The sequence below is a fragment of the Pseudomonas sp. B21128 genome (assembly GCF_044218865.1).
Lineage (GTDB): Bacteria > Pseudomonadota > Gammaproteobacteria > Pseudomonadales > Pseudomonadaceae > Aquipseudomonas > Aquipseudomonas iridis.
Window position 1 is genome coordinate 730,904 of the sequence record NZ_CP162590.1, and the last position, 18,126, is coordinate 749,029.

Consider the following 18,126-nt stretch of genomic DNA (forward strand, 5'->3'; position numbering starts at 1 on the left):
CCTGTCTAATCCCAGCAGAATGCTCGGACATTCTGCTGGAGCCGGCCCTTGAAAGCCCTCGACGAACTGACCTTCGACAATCGTTTCGCCCGCCTCGGCGATGCGTTCTCCGCCCATGTGCTGCCTGAGCCGATCGACAACCCGCGTCTGGTCGTCGCCAGTCCCGCAGCGCTCGCGCTGCTGGATCTAGAGCCGGCCACCGCCGAAACCCAAGAGTTTGCCGAACTGTTCGGCGGCCACAAGCTGTGGGCCGATGCCGAGCCGCGAGCGATGGTTTACTCTGGGCATCAGTTCGGCGGCTACACACCGCAACTGGGTGATGGTCGCGGCTTATTGCTCGGCGAGGTCTACAACGCGGCCGGCGAGCACTGGGACTTGCACCTCAAGGGCGCCGGGCAGACGCCGTTTTCGCGCATGGGCGATGGTCGCGCCGTGCTGCGTTCGTCGATCCGTGAATTCCTCGCTTCCGAAGCGCTGCACGCGCTGAACATTCCTTCCTCGCGCGCCGCCTGCGTGATCGGCTCCGACACCCCGGTCTGGCGTGAAAAGCAGGAACGCGCCGCGATGGTGCTGCGCCTGGCACCGAGCCATATCCGCTTTGGCCACTTCGAATATTTCTATTACACCAAGCGTCCCGAGCAGCAGAAGTTGCTCGGCGAGCATGTGCTGGCGATGCATTTTCCGCAATGCCTGGAGCAACCCGAACCGTATCTGGCGATGTTCCGCGAGATCGTCGAGCGCAACGCCGAACTGATCGCCAAATGGCAGGCCTACGGGTTCTGCCACGGCGTGATGAACACCGACAACATGTCGATCCTGGGCATCACCTTCGACTTCGGCCCGTTCGCCTTTCTTGATGACTTCGACGCCAACTTCATCTGCAACCACTCGGACGACCAGGGCCGCTACTCGTTCAGCAATCAAGTGCCCATCGGCCAATGGAACCTCAGTGCCCTGGCTCAGGCGTTGACGCCGTTCATCAGCGTTGAAGCCCTGCGCGAAACGCTCGGCTTGTATTTGCCATTGTTCCAGGCGCACTACCTCGACCTGATGCGCCGTCGCTTCGGCTTCACCACGGCTGAGGATGACGATCAATTGCTGCTGGAAAACCTGCTGCAACTGATGCAGAACAGCGGCGTCGACTACACGCTATTCTTCCGCCGGCTCGGTGAGCAATCCGCAGAACTGGCCGTTGCTCAATTGCGTGACGACTTCGTCGACATCAAAGGCTTCGACGCCTGGGGCGAACGCTATGTGGCGCGGGTTGCCCGTGATGGCGCGCTCGATCAAGAGCAACGCCGCACGCGCATGCACGCGGTCAATCCGCTGTACATCCTGCGTAATTATCTGGCGCAAAAGGCGATTGATGCGGCGGAACAAGGGGACTATTCAGAGGTTCGCCGGTTGTACGCGGTGTTGAGCAAGCCGTTCGACGAACAACCGGGGATGGACAGCTATGCCGAGCGCCCGCCCGAGTGGGGCAAGCATCTGGAGATCAGTTGTTCGTCGTGATGGCATCAAACTGGCCAGGCGTAAACTGCAGCGCCGGCGCTGCCAAACGGTGCGGGCAGAGCGGCCTCTTGGGTGTGGCTCATGACCGTTAATTCCCTCTAGTTGACAGCGACGGCTGAAAAAGCCGCGCGACATGCTAGCTGAGTGCGACTTTCATGGCGTTGCAGGGTCTTGCCATACCCTTCAGATAAAAACATCTACCGGCACATTGAAGCGCTCTGCCAACCAGCGGACCTGGCGCAAGTTGAGCTTGCGCTTGCCATTCAGAATTTCAGAAACAACCGACTGCGTACCGACACCCGGCAGATCGCTCTGGGTCAAGCCGTGTTCACGCATCATGTAACCGAGAACCTCTTCGCCGCTCGCTTGAGCCATGGGGTGATGGGTGTGATCCCATTCTTTGATCCAGTCACCAATGATGTCGACCAGGCTCATCAACGGATGCGACTCGTCATCGCCGGTAATCTCGAGTATCTCGTCGACTGCCCGAACCAGGGAGTCGTAGTCATCTTCGCTCTTGGGTTTTCTAACCAATGGAGAAACAAACTCCCAATGTTCAGCAACCGTCTTGATCAACACACTCATACCTTTGCCTCCTTCCATTTCCCACGGTCATATTCGCGGTGATCCAACACATGCTTTATAAAAACCCTCTGTGATCGGTAGCTGACAAAAGCAATTAACCTCAGCTTATTGCCGCCGATGTCAAAGACATGAAATTCGCCCACCTTGTCGATTGCGGGAAATATCGATTTCATCGCCGCGAAATCCTTTGGATAACTTCTGCTTGCCAGACGAAACCACTGCGCCAGCGCGTTTTCTGCCTGTGGCCACCGTGCCTTGGCCTCTCTAATGGGTTTTTCACTGAACACATGCATGCAACATCCTTATCGCATTCTGCTATAGAAAGTTAATCACAGATCGAAATTATCGCAAGTTGCGATACTACTGAGCGGACCAACGGACCCGCTCGGTGTGCTTCAGCCTAGGAGCAACCTTGAAGCCTGCACGATTGAAAATATGAGCAAACGTCTCCAACTTACGGTTATCAGCTCTTCACCGGACCTTGCTCATGACCACCCCACTGCTCATCCCCTGCCCCGCCTGCAACGGCCTCAACCGCATTCCCGCCGAGCGCCTCGCTGACCAGCCGAAGTGCGGCCGTTGCAAATCCGCGGTGCTGCTGAACAAACCCTTCGAACTCAAGCAAGGCGATTACGCCAGCCAGATCAAGGGTGATCTGCCTTTGTTGGTGGACGTATGGGCGGACTGGTGCGGGCCGTGCAAGTCGTTTGCGCCGGTGTTCGAGCAGGCGGCGGCGCAGTTGGCGGGCAAGTGTCGGCTGGCCAAGCTTGATAGCGAGGCGAATCAGCAGTTGTCGGCGCAGCTGGGGATTCGCTCGATTCCTAGTCTGATTCTGTTCAAGAACGGCCGGGAGGTGGCGCGCCAGAGTGGGGCGTTTCCGTTGCCACAGTTGATGGCGTGGCTGCGTAGCCAAGGCATCTGACACGCCTCATCCACCTTGTGGGAGCTTCGAGAGATCACGCGTCTTCGAGCAGGTTGTGCAACTCGACAAACTGCTGGGTCAGCTTGTGCCGCGGATCGAGGTGGATCAGCGGGATGCTCGCCTGATGCGATTCACGCATGCGCACTGAACTGGACAGGTACACCGGCAATACCGGCAAACCTTCGGCAATCAGCTCATCGAGAATCTGCTGCGGCAGGCTGGCCCGCGCCTGGAATTGGTTGACCACGATGCCTTCGACTTCCAGCCCCTCGTTGTGGTCTTCCTTCAGTTCTGCGATTTCCGCCATCAACCCATACAAGGCCTGACGCGAAAAGCTGTCGCAATCGAAGGGAATCAGCACGCGATCTGCAGCAATCAGCGCTGATACTGCATAGAAATTCAGCGCCGGCGGTGTATCGAGATAAATCCGGTCGTAATCTTCGGACAACTCATCGAGCAATTTGCGCAGCTTGTTGATCTTGTGCTTCGCCTCAAGCTTCGGCTGAAGATCGGCCAGCTCGGCGGTAGCAGTGATGATGTGCAGGTTGTCGAACGGGGTTTCGTAGATATCCGCCTGATTCTTTTTCGAGAACGGCCCTGAAGACAGCGTTTGCTTGAAGAAATCGGCAATGCCCATCGGGATGTCGTTGCCGGTGAGTCCCGTCAGATATTGAGTGGAGTTGGCCTGAGCATCGAGATCGACCAACAGTGTGCGATAACCCTCACTGGCGCTGACCGCTGCCAGATTGCAGGCAATGCTGGATTTGCCTACGCCACCTTTCTGATTGAACACCACGCGCCGCATGACAAAACCTCCGTGTATCAAAGAATGACCGAGTGTAGATGCGCGCCGCCTCGCTTCGCTACCTTCGCGGACATGGACTACAAGGTCAGATGCCTTTTTCCGCGTGCGGGACGAGTAAAAACCGCCACCCATCGCCGAGATGGCCGACAGACAAGCCGCTGACAATCTGGATAATGGCCAAGTGACAGTTTCACCGCGTACCACTCGGTACATTTCACTGCACAAAATGTAACCAGCATTTGCTACACACCCGTGTCACCGGGATAATGCGCGCCACCCGGCGCCAAGCGCCACGTCAAGCCTGCTGCGGCTTTGACGACTCACGCTTCAACAAAAAGCCCGCAGGGGCGGGATGAATGCCCGTGATCAACTTCAACATCGCCCAATGGCGCGCGTGGGCCCCGGGGCTCGAAAGCGTGGACGCATGGCAAACCTGGAGCCGCCAACCGGTCGTACTCCAGAGCAGTGATGCCGCGCCCGATGTGTCGTTCTTGCCGGCCATGCAACGCCGCCGCCTCAGCCGACTCGCCAGAATGGCTTTCAGTGTTGGCTGGCCCCTGGCCGACGGACGGGAGAACCTGCCTCTGGTGTTCGTTTCGCGACACGGCGAAACCCCACGCACTTACGAGATCCTTAGTGACCTTGCCAAAGATGAACCGCTGTCGCCGACGCAATTCAGCCTCTCGGTGCACAACGCGATCATCGGCTTGTGGTCGATCATGCGCGGCGAAACCAGCGAAATGACCGCCCTCGCCGCCGCTGGCGACGGTCTCGAACACGGCATGCTCGAAGCAGCGGCCCTGCTCAATGAAGGTGCTCCGGCGGTGTTGCTGGTGATCACCGAAGAACAGCCGCCAGAAGCCTATTCGCAGTGGATCGACGATGTGCCGTTCCCTTACGCGCTGGGTCTGTTGCTCACCCCCGGTACCGACTGGCGGCTGACCCTGAACAGCACCACAGCAGCACCGTCCAGAGCGCACTGGCCCCACGCGCTCAACTTGCTACGCACCCTGCTCGGCCAGCAGTCCCTATGCCAACATGCCTGGAAACGTCGTGTATGGACCTGGCAACGCAACCCGTGACCAAGAAGAACCGCGACGCCTACTACTGGCGTCTGGTGGCCACCGCGGCGAGTTTCGCACTGTTCGGGCTGGGCGGGCTGTGCCTGCGCGTGCTGGTTTTCCCGGTGCTCGGCTGTCTGCCCGGCGATGCCCTGAAGCACCGGCACCGTGCGCGGCAGACCGTCAGTCGGCTGTTCTGGTTTTTTGTCCGATTCATGGCTCGCACCGGCGTATTGACCTACGACATTCAGGGCGCTGAACGCCTCGGGCGTCCGGGGCAGATGATCATTGCCAATCATCCATCGCTGATCGATGTGGTGTTCCTGATCGGTCTGGTGCGCCAGGCCAACTGCGTGGTGAAGAAAAGCCTATGGGAAAACCCCTTCACCCGTGGCCCACTGCGCAGCACCGAATACATCAGCAACGATGGCAGCATGGACATGCTCGATGCGGCCGCCGAGTCCCTGCAAAACGGCCAGACCCTGATCATTTTCCCTGAAGGCACCCGTACTCAACCGGGCCAGGCGCCAGCCTTTCATCGGGGGGCTGCGTCGATTGCCCTGCGGGGTGCGAAAATCCTTACGCCGGTGGTCATCAAGGTCAACCCGACCACCCTGACCAAAGCCGAGCCCTGGTATCGGATCCCCAGCCGCCGCGTACACTTCAGTTTTCGTGTCGGGGCCGATATAGATCCACAGACATTCGCCGCACAAGGCCCGGCACCGCAGGCCTCGCGCAAGCTCAACGACTATTTGCATTCTTACTTCATCAAGGAGCTCGCCGAAGATGAGCGATCTACACCGTGAGATTAAATTGCTGATCATCGACGCCCTCGGCCTCGAAGACATCAGCGTCGACGACATCGGCGACGATCAAACATTGTTCGGCGAAGGCCTGGGCCTGGATTCTGTCGACGCACTGGAACTGGGTCTGGCGATCCAGAAAAAGTACGGCATCAAGATCGATGCCGACGCCAAAGACACCCGCAACCATTTCTCCAACGTGGCGAGCCTTGCGGCCTTCGTCATGGCAAAACAGGCAGCTTGAGACCGGACCATGCAAACTCGTGACGATATTTTCAACACCCTGCGTGATGCCCTGGTCGAGCTGTTCGAACTGGATCCCTCCCGTGTAAGCCTGGATTCCAACCTGTATCAGGATCTGGAGATCGACAGCATCGACGCGGTCGATCTGATCGATCACATCAAGCGCCAGACCGGCAAGAAGATCGCCGCCGAAGAATTCAAATCGGTGCGCACTGTTGGTGACGTGGTCGAGGCGGTCTACCGTCTGGTTCACCCGGCCGCATGAGCCGATTGATCGGCCTCGGCCTGCTGCTGGCCGGTCTGCTGTATCCCTTTGCGGTGTATTTCGGCATGGAGCACTTTGCCCCGTGGCAGTTCGGCCTGCTGCTGGGCAGCCTGTGGCTGGCGCGAGCACTGACGGGCGAACGCAAACCCGGCAGTGTGTGGATGGCCTGCGTGGCGATGATGTTTTGCCTGTTGCTGGCGCTGTTTGACAGCCCGCTATTGCTGCGCTGGTATCCGGTGCTGATCAGCGGCTTCATGTTGGTGCTGTTCAGCCTGAGCCTGAAATACGGCCCGCCAATGGTCGAACGCCTGGCGCGGCTACGTGAGCCGCAGTTGCCGGCCAATGCAATTGCCTACACGCGCAAGGTCACGGTGGCCTGGAGCGTGTTTTTTTTCTGCAACGGTTTGTGCGCCGCGCTCCTGACCCTGTGGGCGCCGCTGAGTTGGTGGATGTTGTACACCGGCCTGATCTCCTACGGATTGATCGGCCTGATGTTTGCCATTGAATGGCTGATACGACAACGGGTAAGAGGCCGTACATGAACTGGATAAAACTTGAGCAACTGTTGCTCAAGGCGTTGCCGGCGCGGGCGATCAGCCACGCCCCGGCATTGGATCACGCACAGCTGTGCGAGCAAGCGTTGAGCGTGGCTGCCGGCCTGCAAGCCCAAGGCGTGCAGCGTTTGGCCGTACATCTGGAAGATGCCGCCGACCTGGCCATCGCCCTGCTTGGTGCCTGGCGCGCTGGCGTCAGCGTATTGCTGCCCTCGGACTTGCAAGCGCAAACCCGCCAGCGCTGGTCCGGCGAAGTGGATCTGTGGCTGAGCGATCAGACCGGCGACAGGGGTTTAGCTGATTTCCATCAGCCGCCACTTCCCGGCGCCGAGCTGGATCTGGATCAGTGTCGCTTGAGCCTGTGCACTTCCGGCTCCAGCGGCGAGCCCAAGCGCATCGACAAGACCCTGCGCCAGTTGGCCAATGAGGTCCAGGCGCTGGAACAGCTGTGGGGCGCGGATCTCGCCCAGGCATGCATCATCGGCAGCGTCGCCACCCAGCACATTTACGGTTTGCTGTTTCGCGTGTTGTGGCCGCTGTGCGCCGGGCGAACGTTCGTGCGCAAACAACTGGCATTCCCCGAAGACCTGCAACGCGCCAGCCGCGAGTATCCAGCCTTCGCCTGGGTTGCCAGCCCGGCGCTGCTCAAGCGCATGGGTGACAACCTCGACTGGCCAGCCTTGAGCGCCGTGCGCCGGGTGTTTTCCTCGGGCGGCGCACTGCCTGTAGACGCCGCTCGAAGCCTGCATCAACGCTTGCAACAGTGGCCGACTGAAATCCTCGGCAGCTCGGAAACTGGCGGCATCGCCTGGCGTCAGGGTGAGCCGCTGTGGCAGCCGTTCGCCGGCGTCGAATTGAGTCAGGACAACGACGGTGCACTGCTGATCGCCTCACCGTACCTGCCTGCCGGGCATGTCGAACACACCGCCGATGCAGCACGCATTGCCGCCGATGGCCGTTTTGAACTACTGGGGCGACTGGACCGAATCGTCAAACTCGAAGAAAAACGCATCTCCTTGCCGATGCTTGAGCAGGCCTTGGTCGCCCACGACTGGGTTGCCGAAGCGCGCTTGGGCGTTGTTCAGGAAAATCGTGCGTCCCTCGGCGCCTTGCTGGTGCTCAGCGAGTCCGGCCTGTTTGCTCTGCGCGAACACGGTCGACGTAGCCTGACCGAAGCCCTGCGCCAGCACTTGAAAGAGCACTGCGAAGCCCTGGCCTTGCCGCGTCGCTGGCGACTGATGCGCCAAATGCCGCTCAACAGCCAGGGCAAGCTGCCGCAGGCGGATATCGAGGCGCTGCTGCTCGGCCCTCGACCGAAAGCCCCCGAGGTGCTGGAGCAAACCGAAACGGACGGCGAATGGAGCCTGCAACTGAGCGTACCGCCGGATCTCGCGTACTTCAGCGGCCACTTCCCCAAAGCCCCCGTGTTGCCCGGCGTGGTGCAAGTGGAATGGGCACTGAACCTCGGTCGGCAACTGCTCAACCTGAGCGGTGCCTTCGCTGGCATGGAAGTGCTGAAATTCCAGCAACTGGTGCGTCCCGGCGATGAAATCCAGCTGCACCTGCGCTTCGATCCCGAACGCGGCAAATTGTATTTCGCCTATCGCAATGACATGGCGACCTGCTCCAGTGGCCGCATCCTGCTGGAGACTGGCCATGCATAACCCCTGCGCCGTGATCCCGGTCTACAACCACGAAACCGCGATCAGCACCGTGGTCGATGCCCTGCTCGCCCAAGGTCTGCCGTGCCTGCTGGTGGACGACGCCAGCACGCCCTCCTGCGCGCGGGTGCTGGACGTGCTGGCCGAGCGCGACAACGTGCATCTGGTGCGGCTAACCATCAATCAAGGCAAGGGCGGCGCGGTGATGACCGGGCTGCGCGAAGCCTCGCGGCTGGGCTTCAGCCACGCGCTACAGGTCGACGCTGACGGTCAGCACGATCTGCACGACGTTGCCCGTTTCGTTGAGGAGTCCCGCGCACATCCGCAAGCGATGATCTGCGGCTATCCGCTGTTCGACGAAAGCGTCCCCAAGGGCCGCTTATACGCGCGCTACCTGACCCACGTGATGGTCTGGATCAACACACTGTCGCTGCAGATCCGCGATTCGATGTGTGGCTTTCGCGTCTATCCGCTGGCCCCGACGCTGGCGGTGATCGACTCGGCCAAGGTCGGCAAACGCATGGATTTCGACTCGGACATTCTGGTGCGCCTGGCGTGGCGCAATCAGCCGATGCGCTGGCTGCAGACCAGCGTGCATTACCCGCTGGATGGCGTCTCGCACTTCCGGCTGTTCCATGACAACGCGCTGATTTCGAGCATGCACACGCGGCTGTTCTTCGGCATGTTGCTGCGTTGGCCGGTGATCCTCTGGCGACGGTGGCGGACATGACCGTCGAAACCGATAAAAAGCACTGGGCCGACCGCGAGGAGCGCGGCAGTTTCCTGCTGATGAAATTCACCGCGCTCGCCGCCAAAGTGCTTGGTCGCCGCCTGCTGAGCCCGTTGCTATACGGCATCGTCCTGTACTTTTTCCTGTTCGGCCGCACGGCCCGACACAGCGCCCGACAGTACCAGCAGCACCTGGCCGACTGGAGCCAACGCGAAGACTTGCGCCCAAGCCATTGGCGGGTGTTCGGCCAGTTCATGGCATTCGCCGATTCGCTACTCGACAAGCTCGACGTGTGGAACGGCAAGCTGCGCATCGAGCAAATCGAAATCATCGACCCGGCACTGCTGCGCACTCAGTTGCGCGGCAGTCGCGGGCAGTTGCTGGTCGGCGCGCACCTGGGCAATCTCGAAGTGTGCCGGGCGTTGGCGGAGATCGGCGAAAAGGTCACGATGAACGTGTTGGTGCACACCAAGCACGCCGAGCAGTTCAACCGCTTGCTGGGGGAAGCCGGGGCGACCAATCTGCGCCTGATCCAGGTCAGCGAACTCGACCCGGTGATCATGCTGCAACTGCACGAACGCCTGGAGCGCGGCGAGTGGCTGGCGATTGCCGGCGACCGTGTGCCGCTGCACGGCGGCCGTAGCGTGACCGTGGACTTCCTCGGCCATCCGGCGCCATTCCCGCAAGGCCCATGGCTGCTGGCCGGGCTCCTCAAATGCCCGGTCAATCTGCTGATGTGCCTCAAGCAACCCGACGGCCACTATCGCCTGACCCTCGAACCCTTCGCCGACGCCGTCGTGTGGAAGCGCAGCGAGCGCGAGCAGGTCATTCATCAGTGGGCCACCCGCTACGCGCAGCGCCTGAGTCACTATTGCCTTGAAGCTCCGCAGCAATGGTTCAACTTTTACCCTTTCTGGAAAACCGATGACGACGCCAACCCATGAGCCGGTAACCTTCGGCGAACGCCCTCTGCGCATCGAAGACGTGCTGGCCCTGGCCAACCGTCAGGCGCCCGTACAGTTGCAGAGCGACGCCGACTACCGCGAACGGATCGCCAAGGGCGCACGGTTCCTCGATTCGCTGCTGGACAAGGAAGGCGTGATCTACGGCGTGACCACCGGTTACGGCGACTCCTGCGTGGTCGCGGTGCCGCTGCATCACGTCGAGGCGCTGCCGCGTCATCTCTACACTTTCCACGGTTGCGGATTGGGCAAACTGCTCGACGCCCAAGCCACCCGCGCAGTGCTGGCGGCGCGTTTGCAGTCGCTGTGCCACGGCGTTTCCGGGGTGCGGATTGAACTGCTCGAGCGCCTGCACGCCTTCCTCGAATACGACATCCTGCCGCTGATTCCCGAAGAAGGCTCGGTGGGCGCCAGCGGCGATCTGACGCCGCTGTCCTACGTCGCGGCAACCCTGTCCGGTGAGCGTGAAGTGATGTTCCGTGGCGAGCGCCGTCAAGCGGCCGACGTCCATCGCGAACTCGGCTGGACGCCGTTGGTGTTGCGCCCCAAAGAAGCGCTGGCACTGATGAACGGCACCGCCGTGATGACCGGCCTCGCCTGCCTCGCCTACGCCCGCGCCGATTACCTGTTGCAACTGGCTACCCGCATCACCGCGCTGAACGTCGTGGCGCTGCAAGGCAATCCGGAGCATTTCGACGAACGCCTGTTCGCCGCCAAACCGCATCCGGGGCAGATGCAAGTGGCCGCGTGGCTGCGCAAGGATCTGGCGATCGACGCGCCGACCGCGCCGCTGCACCGCTTGCAGGATCGCTACTCGCTGCGCTGTGCCCCGCATGTCCTCGGCGTGTTGGCCGACAGCCTGAACTGGCTGCGTTCGTTCATCGAGATCGAACTCAACAGCGCCAACGACAACCCGATCATCGACGCCGAAGCCGAGCGTGTGCTGCACGGCGGGCACTTCTACGGCGGGCACATCGCGTTCGCCATGGACAGCCTGAAGAACCTCGTGGCCAACGTCGCCGACCTGCTCGACCGTCAACTCGCGCTGCTGGTCGATGAACGTTACAACCACGGTTTGCCGAGCAATCTGTCCGGTGCCACGGCGGATCGCGCGATGCTCAACCACGGCTTCAAGGCTGTGCAGATCGGCACCAGCGCCTGGACCGCCGAGGCGTTGAAAAACACCATGCCGGCCAGCGTCTTCTCGCGTTCCACCGAGTGCCACAACCAGGACAAGGTGAGCATGGGCACCATCGCGGCCCGTGATGCGATCCGCGTGCTGGAGCTGACCGAACAGGTCGCCGCCGCCACGCTCCTCGCCGCGAACCAAGGCGTATGGCTGCGCGCGCAAGCCGAAGACGCCCGAGCGCTGCCGCCTGTGCTGGCCGCCATGCACGAAGAACTCGCCAAGGACTTCCCGCCGGTCATTGAAGACCGCGCACTGGAAGGCGAACTGCGCCTGTGCCTGCAACGCATCGCCGCGCAACACTGGAGGCTGCATGCGTAGCGCCGGCGTACTGCACGCCGATACGGAAATCCTCGTTCCGTTCTTCGACGTCGACACCATGCACGTGGTCTGGCACGGCCATTACGTCAAATACCTCGAAGTAGCGCGCTGTGCGTTGCTCGACAAGATCGGCCACAACTACACGCACATGGTCGAGTCCGGTTACGCCTGGCCGATCATCGACCTGCAACTGCGCTACGTGCGTGGCGCGGTGTTCGGGCAGAAGTTGAACGTGCGCGCCAGCCTGGTCGAGTGGGAAAACCGTCTGAAGATCAACTATCTGATCACCGACCTGCAAAGCGGCGAACGCCTGACTCGCGCAAGCTCCGTGCAAGTCGCGGTCGAAGTGAGCAGCCGCGAGATGCAACTGGCTTCACCAAAAGTCTTCACTGATGCCGTGGAAAGGATGCTGCGATGAACCTGTTTTCTAAAAGTCTTGGTGCGCTGGTGCTGCTGGCCGTGTCATCACTGGCCCACGCCTTTGACCTGCAACAACTGAGCGCACAACTGGCCAAGCCGGACGTGATCCACGGCCAGTTCATCCAGGAAAAACACCTGCGCGCCCTGCCCCAGCCGCTGATCAGCAAGGGCAGTTTCGTCATCGCAAAAAACCATGGCCTGCTCTGGCTGCTGAAAACCCCGCTGCAACAGGATTACCGCATCAGCGCCAAAGGCATTGCCCGGCGTGACGGCAACGGCTGGCAACTGCTGCCGAACAAGAGCGCCGGGGCCGAGCAGAACCGCTTGTTCCTCGCCGTGCTGCAAGGTGACAGCAGCGGCCTGCAACGCGACTTCGAACTGGCGCTCAGTGGCGACGCGCAACGGTGGAAACTCACCCTGACCCCACGTTCGCTGTTGCTCAAGCAAGTGTTCAACCAGATCAACATTGACGGCGGCGAACTGGTGCAAACCATCGAACTGCTGGAAACCCAAGGCGACAGCACCGTGTTGCGCATGCAGGACAGCACCGCCGGCCAACCGTTGAGCGACGCGGAGCAACATGACTTTGCCGAGTGAACGCAAGCTGCCCTGGCTGTTCCTGATTCTGCTGCTGGCAGTCGTCGCGCTGGCCGGTTGGCAGTGGCGCGACGGTGCGCCGCTGTCCGCCAACCTGATGGAACTGGTGCCAGGCACCGATCCGGACGCCCTCGAACTGCGCGCCGAACAACGCATGCAGGAGCCTCTCAACCGCGAAATGCTGGTGCTGGTCGGCCACGCCGATCGCCAGCAAGCAGTGGCCATGGCGCAAACGCTGGGCGAGCAATGGCAAGCCAGCGGACTGTTCGAAAAAGTGCAGTGGAACCTGCAAGCAGACCTCCCGGCCCTGCGCACGCAATTGCTGCAAGGGCGACTGGCGATGCTCTCGGCGAATGATCGGCAGCTCCTGATCGAACATCCCGACGCCTTCATTCAGCAACGGGTGCAGGCACTGTTCGACCCGTTCAGCGGTTTCAGTCTGGTGCCGAGTCAGGACGACTGGCTGGGCCTAACTGCACGCATCCAGAACAGCCAGCCGCAACACGGCGCGGTGCAGCTGGACATCGGCAGCGGTGCATTGGTCGCCGATGCCGACGGCAAGAGCTGGGTGCTGTTGCGCGCACGCACCACCAGCAATGCCTTCGACATGAACCTGCCGCTGCAAGTGGCCGATCTGCTTGAGCACAGTCGTGATCAGGCAGCGAAATCCGACGTGCAGCTTCTGGCCGCCAGCGGTCTGCTGTACGCGGCCAGTGGTCAGCAACAGGCTACTCGCGAGATGACCTGGGTGGGCGGCGGCGCCACAGTCGGGATTCTGCTGTTGCTGCTGTTGGCGTTCCGCCGTTGGCGCGTGCTGTTGGCATTTGTGCCGGTGCTGGTCGGCATGTTGTTCGGTGCCGTGGCGTGTGTGGCGCTGTTCGGCCATATGCACGTGATGACGTTGGTACTCGGTTCCAGCCTGATCGGTGTGGCGGTGGATTACCCGCTGCACTATCTGTCGAAGAGCTGGAGCCTGAAACCGTGGCGCAGTTGGCCCGCCTTGCGCCTGACCCTGCCCGGGCTGACGCTGAGCCTGATCACCAGCGCCATCGGTTATCTGGCGCTGGCGTGGACGCCCTTCCCGGCGCTGACGCAAATCGCCGTGTTCTCCGCCGCCGGCTTGCTGGGCGCCTATCTGTCGGCGGTGTGCCTGCTGCCGGCGCTGTTGAAGAATGTCGAACTGCGCCCGGCGCAATGGCCGCTGCATCTGGCCAAACGGCTAATAAACCTGCGGGAAAAACTGCTGGAGCGCATCTGCACGCCAATACTGCTGGCGCTGTTGATCGCCTTCTGTGTGGGCGGTCTCGTGCAACTGCAAAGCAAAAACGACATCCGCCAATGGGTCGGCGCGCCACAGCAACTGACCGACGAAGCGCAGACCATCGCACGCATCACCGGGTATCAGCCGACCAGCCAATTCTTCCTCGTGCGCGCGGCCAATCAGCAAGAACTGCTCGCACGACAAGCGGCACTGAGCGAACGTCTGGAGCAACTGGTCAACCTCGACAAGCTGCAAGGTTTTCTGGCGCTCGATCAATTGGTCAGCCCGCCGAGTCAGCAACAGCAAGTGCGCGAAGCGCTGAACAGGCTTCCACAGTTCTGGCAGCCGCTGCTCGATCTCGGCGTGCCGGTAACGGCCCTGCAAAACGAGTTGCAGCAGTTACAAACATTGCCTTTTGAGGACATCGACGCCGCGCTGGTCGGTCCGCTCGGCGAGCCCTACCGCACGCTGTGGCTCGGCCCGACCGAAGAGGGCGTGGGGGCGATCACCAGTCTGCAAGGCCTGAACAATTCTTCGCTGCTGCGGGTGCAGGCGCTGGACTTACCGGGGGTGGTGCTGGTGGATCGCCTCGGGGAATTGAACAGTGTTTTCGCCGCCACGCAGATCAGCGCGGCAGAACTGAAACTCGCCTCCTGCGTGTTGATCGTGCTGGTGTTGATTCTGCCGTTTGGTCTCGGCGGCGCCCTGCGCATCGTCACGCTGCCGTTGCTGGCAGCGCTGTGCAGTCTGGCCAGCCTCGGTTGGCTCGGCCAGCCGCTGACATTGTTCAGCCTGTTCGGCCTGCTGCTGGTGACAGCGATCAGCGTCGATTACGCGATTCTCATGCGTGAGCAAGTCGGCGGCGCGGCGGTGAGTCTGCTCGGCACGTTGCTGGCGGCCGTGACGACGTGGCTGTCATTCGGTTTGCTGGCGGTATCGAGCACGCCAGCAGTGAGCAACTTCGGTTTATCGGTCAGCCTCGGGCTGGCCTTCAGCTTCATGCTTGCACCGTGGGCCGGGCGTCACCCTCACACCGCGACAGTCGCGGAGCCGGCAGCATGATGATCGTCGGATTCTGGCTGCTGGCCCTGGCGCTGTTCTTTGTCGCGACCCGCGTCGGTCGCCACTTCGGCCTGATTCCAATTGTCAGCCAGTTGCTGTTGGCGAGTTTCGGTTTGCCGCTGCTGATGTATTTCTGGATCGAACCGGGCTGGCAGCTCAGCGGCGCCGAACTGATTGCGCCGACGTGGCTGAAAGACCTCTACAGCCTGAGTTTTGCACTGTTGCTCGGGCACATCCTCAGCGATGTGATCGACCTGCGCCTGGATCGCCAGAGCGTGAAAATCGCCATACCGAGTTTCGCCGTGCCGTTCGCCTGTGGCTTGGCGACCGCCTATTGGTTGCTGCCGGCGCAACCGTGGCTCAATTCATTGGCCATAGGTCTGGTGTTCGCCATCACCGCCATTCCGGTGCTGTACCTGTATCTGCGCCACATCGACTACCCGCCAGCCGCCACACGACGGCTGGTGCAAACCGCGATCCTGATCGATCTGACCTGCTGGACCCTGTTCGGCCTCGCCCAAGGCAGTTTGCATTTGAGCAGTCTGTTGCTGCCGCTGGGGCTGGCGTGCGTGCCCTTGCTGCTGCGCCTGTTCGGTGTCCAGCGACCGCTGACTTACAGCCTCGGCTTCTTCGCGTTATTGGTGCTGGCCGAGCACTACAAACTCAATGCGCTGATTTTCGGCATCGGTTACCTGTTGTGCATGGCCACGCTGAAAGTACCGCTGGTGCTGCCGTTGCCGGCGCGCTGGATGAGCCGTTTGCAGACGTGGATCGCGATCCCGTTGATCCTCACGTTCGGCATCGTGCAAATCGACGTACACGCCGCCCTCGCCAGCCTTGGCGCGCTGCAATGGACGGCACTGCTGCTGGTGCCGATTGCCAGTAAACTGCTTGGCAACTGGCTTGGCCTCGGCTGGGCCGGGGCCTCGTTCGAGGGTGCCAGTCGCTGGCGGGAAAGCGTGCTGCTGAACATTCGCGGCCTGAGCGAAATCGTCTTTCTCAACTTGCTGTTGCAACAACAGCTCATCGCGCCGGCGCTGTACTTCGCGCTGATGCTGATGGGCCTGATCGCGACGTTGCTGCCGGCCCTGATCGGCCTGCATCGCGCCCCACTGAATTTGAACAACCCACTGCCCCGGAGCTCACGTGCCAATCGTTGAAATGGAATCGCGTCAGGTCGTGATCATCGGCGCAGGCCCCTCGGGCGCCATCGCCGCCGCCTTGCTCAAGCGCAAAGGGCACGACGTGCTGGTGATCGAGCGTCAGCACTTCCCAAGGTTTTCCATCGGCGAAAGCCTGCTCAGCCATTGCCTGGACTTCGTCGAAGAAGCCGGCATGCTCGACGCCGTCAACGCCGCCGGGTTCCAGCGCAAGACCGGCGCTGCGTTTGCCTGGGGCGAGCGCTACAGCGCGTTTGATTTTGCCGACACCTTCACCAACGGCAAGCCGACCACGTTCCAGGTGCAGCGCGCCGATTTCGACAAACTGCTGGCCGATCAAGCCGCGCTGCAAGGCGCCGAGATTCGCTATGGCGATGCTATCGTCAGCGTCGATTTCGACCGGGCAAAACCGCAGTTGGATGTGCGCCGCGAAGACGGCAGCGAATACCGCGTCGAAGCGCATTTTGTGTTGGATGCCAGCGGTTACGGTCGCGTGCTTTCACGCTTGCTGGATCTGGAGGCACCGTCGAATTTTCCGGTGCGCCAGGCGGTATTCACTCACGTCGAAGATCACATCGACACCCCGGCGTTCGACCGCGAAAAAATCCTCGTCACCACGCACCCGCTGCATCGCGACATCTGGTTCTGGACCATCCCGTTCAGCAATGGTCGCTGCTCGGTTGGCGTGGTCGCCGCTGCCGAACACTTCGAAGGTCGCGATACCGATCTTGACGCCTGTCTGCGCGGTTTCATCGCCGAAACGCCAAGTCTGGCCGGCGTCCTCAACAACGCCGTGTGGGATACTCCGGCGCGCACCCTCGGCGGCTACGCAGCCAACGTCAAAACCCTGCACGGTCCGGGCTTTGCGTTGCTCGGCAACGCGGCGGAATTTCTCGATCCGGTGTTCTCCTCCGGCGTAACCATCGCCATGCGTTCGGCGAGCATGGCGGCGGCAGTGCTGCATCGTCAGTTGCAGGGCGAAACGGTCGATTGGCAAAGCGAGTTTGCCGAGCCGCTGAAACGCGGCGTCGACACCTTCCGCTGCTATGTCGAGGGCTGGTACGCGGGGACTTTCCAGGACGTGATTTTCTATGAAGACAGTCAGGCAGACATTCGCCGGATGATCTGCTCGATTCTCGCCGGTTATGCCTGGGATGAACGCAACCCGTTCGTCAGCGAAGCTCGGCGCCGGTTGAAGATGATTTCCGAACTCTGCGCAAAGGACGCCCCATGAATTACCTGAGCGACAGTTACGTCGAGGAAACCCGCTTCGGTTTCTGGTTCCTGCGCAGCCACACCTGGCAGCATCACGTGTTGCGCGTGGCAATCAACGATCTGCGTGGGCTGTTCAGCGAAGCACCGCCGGCAAACCCGGTGCTGCTCGATGCCGGTTGCGGTCAGGGCAAGTCGTTCGGCCATTTGCGCCAGACCTTTGCACCTCAGCGTTTGATCGGCATCGATGCCGATCCGCACAGCCTTGAATTGAGCGCCGAAGAAGCGGCGCGTCAGGGATTGCACGTCGAGCTGATCGGCAGCGATTGCGCAACGCTCAACGTGCCGGACGCCAGTGTCGATCTGCTGTTCTGCCACCAGACCTTTCATCATCTGGTCGAGCAGGAAAAGGCCTTGGCCGAGTTCTATCGGGTGCTCAAGCCTGGCGGTTATCTACTGTTCGCCGAATCGACCGAGGCTTACATCGATACCTGGGTGATTCGCTGGCTGTTCCGCCATCCAATGCACGTGCAGAAAAGTGCCGCGCAGTATCTGGGGATGATTCGCGCGCAGGGTTTTGAGTTTGGCGAGCGCAATGTTTCGTACCCGTATTTGTGGTGGAGCCGGTCGAAGGATTTCGGTTTGCTGGAGCGGTTTGGATTGCTCAAGCCCAAAGCGTTCGGGCAGCGGGAAGAGACGCTGGTGAACGTGGTTGCGCGCAAGCCGCTGGAAGGTGAGATCTGATGTACGGCAGTCGATCAGTACACAACCCACCCTGTGGGAGCTGGCTTGCCAGCGATAGCG

The 18,126-nt window shown here is 61.2% G+C and carries 20 protein-coding genes; 17 read left to right on the top strand and 3 right to left on the bottom strand.

The window, feature by feature from the left end; all coding sequences use genetic code 11:
* The first annotated feature begins 48 nt into the window (after positions 1-48).
* Positions 49-1,512 (top strand): protein adenylyltransferase SelO, encoded by a 1,464-nt coding sequence (selO, locus tag AB4P91_RS03130; protein ID WP_150593970.1) that lies wholly within the window; start codon positions 49-51, stop codon positions 1,510-1,512.
* A gap of 183 nt (positions 1,513-1,695) precedes the next feature.
* Here selO and AB4P91_RS03135 read toward each other — a convergent pair whose 3' ends face one another.
* Positions 1,696-2,097: a type II toxin-antitoxin system HigA family antitoxin gene (locus AB4P91_RS03135; RefSeq protein ID WP_395604299.1), complete on the bottom strand. Its 402-nt coding sequence runs from the start codon at positions 2,095-2,097 to the stop codon at positions 1,696-1,698.
* Positions 2,094-2,390 carry a type II toxin-antitoxin system HigB family toxin gene (locus tag AB4P91_RS03140; protein WP_150593969.1) on the bottom strand — a complete coding sequence of 99 codons (297 nt, stop codon included), beginning with the start codon at positions 2,388-2,390 and terminating at the stop codon, positions 2,094-2,096. Before AB4P91_RS03140 ends, AB4P91_RS03135 begins: the two co-directional genes overlap by 4 nt.
* A gap of 194 nt (positions 2,391-2,584) precedes the next feature.
* Here AB4P91_RS03140 and trxC point away from each other — a divergent pair, with 194 nt between their 5' ends.
* A complete protein-coding gene (gene trxC / locus AB4P91_RS03145) occupies positions 2,585-3,019 on the top strand; it encodes a thioredoxin TrxC (protein ID WP_150687594.1) in 435 nt (144 codons plus the stop codon).
* A 34-nt stretch (positions 3,020-3,053) separates the two neighbouring features.
* On the opposite strand, the gene AB4P91_RS03150 is transcribed toward trxC, so the two are convergent.
* Positions 3,054-3,824 (bottom strand): ParA family protein, encoded by a 771-nt coding sequence (locus tag AB4P91_RS03150; RefSeq protein WP_339478820.1) that lies wholly within the window; start codon positions 3,822-3,824, stop codon positions 3,054-3,056.
* Positions 3,825-4,180: 356 nt separating this feature from the next.
* On the opposite strand from AB4P91_RS03150, the gene AB4P91_RS03155 reads away from it, so the two are divergent.
* Genes AB4P91_RS03155 through AB4P91_RS03225 form a run of 15 tightly spaced genes read left to right on the top strand, consistent with a single transcriptional unit; the run spans position 4,181 to position 18,066 of the window.
* Positions 4,181-4,906, top strand: coding sequence for a beta-ketoacyl synthase chain length factor (locus AB4P91_RS03155; protein WP_150593966.1), 726 nt, complete (start codon positions 4,181-4,183; stop codon positions 4,904-4,906).
* Positions 4,882-5,691 (top strand): 1-acyl-sn-glycerol-3-phosphate acyltransferase, encoded by an 810-nt coding sequence (locus tag AB4P91_RS03160; protein ID WP_150593965.1) that lies wholly within the window; start codon positions 4,882-4,884, stop codon positions 5,689-5,691. Before AB4P91_RS03155 ends, AB4P91_RS03160 begins: the two co-directional genes overlap by 25 nt.
* The gene (locus AB4P91_RS03165; protein WP_047299425.1) at positions 5,672-5,932 is read left to right on the top strand and encodes a phosphopantetheine-binding protein; all 261 of its coding nucleotides are present in this window, start codon (positions 5,672-5,674) and stop codon (positions 5,930-5,932) included. The genes AB4P91_RS03160 and AB4P91_RS03165 overlap by 20 nt, the downstream gene beginning before the upstream one ends.
* A 9-nt stretch (positions 5,933-5,941) precedes the next feature.
* Positions 5,942-6,196: an acyl carrier protein gene (locus AB4P91_RS03170; RefSeq protein ID WP_042557293.1), complete on the top strand. Its 255-nt coding sequence runs from the start codon at positions 5,942-5,944 to the stop codon at positions 6,194-6,196.
* On the top strand, positions 6,193-6,738 hold the full coding sequence (locus AB4P91_RS03175; RefSeq protein WP_150593964.1) for a hypothetical protein: 546 nt from the start codon (positions 6,193-6,195) through the stop codon (positions 6,736-6,738). The genes AB4P91_RS03170 and AB4P91_RS03175 overlap by 4 nt, the downstream gene beginning before the upstream one ends.
* Positions 6,735-8,414 (top strand): AMP-binding protein, encoded by a 1,680-nt coding sequence (locus AB4P91_RS03180; RefSeq protein WP_395604300.1) that lies wholly within the window; start codon positions 6,735-6,737, stop codon positions 8,412-8,414. The genes AB4P91_RS03175 and AB4P91_RS03180 overlap by 4 nt, the downstream gene beginning before the upstream one ends.
* The gene (locus AB4P91_RS03185) at positions 8,407-9,141 is read left to right on the top strand and encodes a glycosyltransferase family 2 protein (RefSeq protein WP_150596018.1); all 735 of its coding nucleotides are present in this window, start codon (positions 8,407-8,409) and stop codon (positions 9,139-9,141) included. Before AB4P91_RS03180 ends, AB4P91_RS03185 begins: the two co-directional genes overlap by 8 nt.
* Positions 9,138-10,085 (top strand): glycosyl transferase, encoded by a 948-nt coding sequence (locus tag AB4P91_RS03190; protein ID WP_150593961.1) that lies wholly within the window; start codon positions 9,138-9,140, stop codon positions 10,083-10,085. Before AB4P91_RS03185 ends, AB4P91_RS03190 begins: the two co-directional genes overlap by 4 nt.
* Complete coding sequence (hutH, locus tag AB4P91_RS03195; protein ID WP_150687599.1) at positions 10,066-11,610, top strand: histidine ammonia-lyase; 1,545 nt, start codon at positions 10,066-10,068, stop codon at positions 11,608-11,610. The genes AB4P91_RS03190 and hutH overlap by 20 nt, the downstream gene beginning before the upstream one ends.
* On the top strand, positions 11,603-12,028 hold the full coding sequence (locus AB4P91_RS03200) for a thioesterase family protein (protein ID WP_095187415.1): 426 nt from the start codon (positions 11,603-11,605) through the stop codon (positions 12,026-12,028). Before hutH ends, AB4P91_RS03200 begins: the two co-directional genes overlap by 8 nt.
* A complete protein-coding gene (locus tag AB4P91_RS03205; RefSeq protein WP_150593959.1) occupies positions 12,025-12,627 on the top strand; it encodes an outer membrane lipoprotein carrier protein LolA in 603 nt (200 codons plus the stop codon). Before AB4P91_RS03200 ends, AB4P91_RS03205 begins: the two co-directional genes overlap by 4 nt.
* The gene (locus AB4P91_RS03210; RefSeq protein WP_395604301.1) at positions 12,611-14,950 is read left to right on the top strand and encodes an MMPL family transporter; all 2,340 of its coding nucleotides are present in this window, start codon (positions 12,611-12,613) and stop codon (positions 14,948-14,950) included. Before AB4P91_RS03205 ends, AB4P91_RS03210 begins: the two co-directional genes overlap by 17 nt.
* Positions 14,947-16,110 (top strand): sodium:proton antiporter, encoded by a 1,164-nt coding sequence (locus tag AB4P91_RS03215; RefSeq protein ID WP_395604302.1) that lies wholly within the window; start codon positions 14,947-14,949, stop codon positions 16,108-16,110. Before AB4P91_RS03210 ends, AB4P91_RS03215 begins: the two co-directional genes overlap by 4 nt.
* On the top strand, positions 16,097-17,344 hold the full coding sequence (locus tag AB4P91_RS03220) for an NAD(P)/FAD-dependent oxidoreductase (RefSeq protein ID WP_150593956.1): 1,248 nt from the start codon (positions 16,097-16,099) through the stop codon (positions 17,342-17,344). Before AB4P91_RS03215 ends, AB4P91_RS03220 begins: the two co-directional genes overlap by 14 nt.
* The gene (locus AB4P91_RS03225; RefSeq protein WP_395604303.1) at positions 17,341-18,066 is read left to right on the top strand and encodes a class I SAM-dependent methyltransferase; all 726 of its coding nucleotides are present in this window, start codon (positions 17,341-17,343) and stop codon (positions 18,064-18,066) included. Before AB4P91_RS03220 ends, AB4P91_RS03225 begins: the two co-directional genes overlap by 4 nt.
* Positions 18,067-18,126: the final 60 nt, after the last annotated feature.

Bases quoted from the DNA above. Each gene is read 5' to 3' on its own strand.
- AB4P91_RS03175 (WP_150593964.1), top strand. From the start codon at position 6,193: ATGAGCCGATTGATCGGCCTCGGCCTGCTGCTGGCCGGTCTGCTGTAT.
- AB4P91_RS03170 (WP_042557293.1), top strand. From the start codon at position 5,942: ATGCAAACTCGTGACGATATTTTCAACACCCTGCGTGATGCCCTGGTC.
- hutH (WP_150687599.1), top strand. From the start codon at position 10,066: ATGACGACGCCAACCCATGAGCCGGTAACCTTCGGCGAACGCCCTCTG.
- AB4P91_RS03150 (WP_339478820.1), bottom strand. From the start codon at position 3,824: ATGCGGCGCGTGGTGTTCAATCAGAAAGGTGGCGTAGGCAAATCCAGC.
- AB4P91_RS03225 (WP_395604303.1), top strand. From the start codon at position 17,341: ATGAATTACCTGAGCGACAGTTACGTCGAGGAAACCCGCTTCGGTTTC.
- AB4P91_RS03135 (WP_395604299.1), bottom strand. From the start codon at position 2,097: ATGAGTGTGTTGATCAAGACGGTTGCTGAACATTGGGAGTTTGTTTCT.
- AB4P91_RS03140 (WP_150593969.1), bottom strand. From the start codon at position 2,390: ATGCATGTGTTCAGTGAAAAACCCATTAGAGAGGCCAAGGCACGGTGG.
- AB4P91_RS03160 (WP_150593965.1), top strand. From the start codon at position 4,882: ATGGACCTGGCAACGCAACCCGTGACCAAGAAGAACCGCGACGCCTAC.
- AB4P91_RS03200 (WP_095187415.1), top strand. From the start codon at position 11,603: ATGCGTAGCGCCGGCGTACTGCACGCCGATACGGAAATCCTCGTTCCG.
- AB4P91_RS03165 (WP_047299425.1), top strand. From the start codon at position 5,672: ATGAGCGATCTACACCGTGAGATTAAATTGCTGATCATCGACGCCCTC.
- AB4P91_RS03155 (WP_150593966.1), top strand. From the start codon at position 4,181: ATGCCCGTGATCAACTTCAACATCGCCCAATGGCGCGCGTGGGCCCCG.
- trxC (WP_150687594.1), top strand. From the start codon at position 2,585: ATGACCACCCCACTGCTCATCCCCTGCCCCGCCTGCAACGGCCTCAAC.
- AB4P91_RS03180 (WP_395604300.1), top strand. From the start codon at position 6,735: ATGAACTGGATAAAACTTGAGCAACTGTTGCTCAAGGCGTTGCCGGCG.
- AB4P91_RS03210 (WP_395604301.1), top strand. From the start codon at position 12,611: ATGACTTTGCCGAGTGAACGCAAGCTGCCCTGGCTGTTCCTGATTCTG.
- AB4P91_RS03215 (WP_395604302.1), top strand. From the start codon at position 14,947: ATGATGATCGTCGGATTCTGGCTGCTGGCCCTGGCGCTGTTCTTTGTC.
- AB4P91_RS03185 (WP_150596018.1), top strand. From the start codon at position 8,407: ATGCATAACCCCTGCGCCGTGATCCCGGTCTACAACCACGAAACCGCG.
- AB4P91_RS03205 (WP_150593959.1), top strand. From the start codon at position 12,025: ATGAACCTGTTTTCTAAAAGTCTTGGTGCGCTGGTGCTGCTGGCCGTG.
- AB4P91_RS03190 (WP_150593961.1), top strand. From the start codon at position 9,138: ATGACCGTCGAAACCGATAAAAAGCACTGGGCCGACCGCGAGGAGCGC.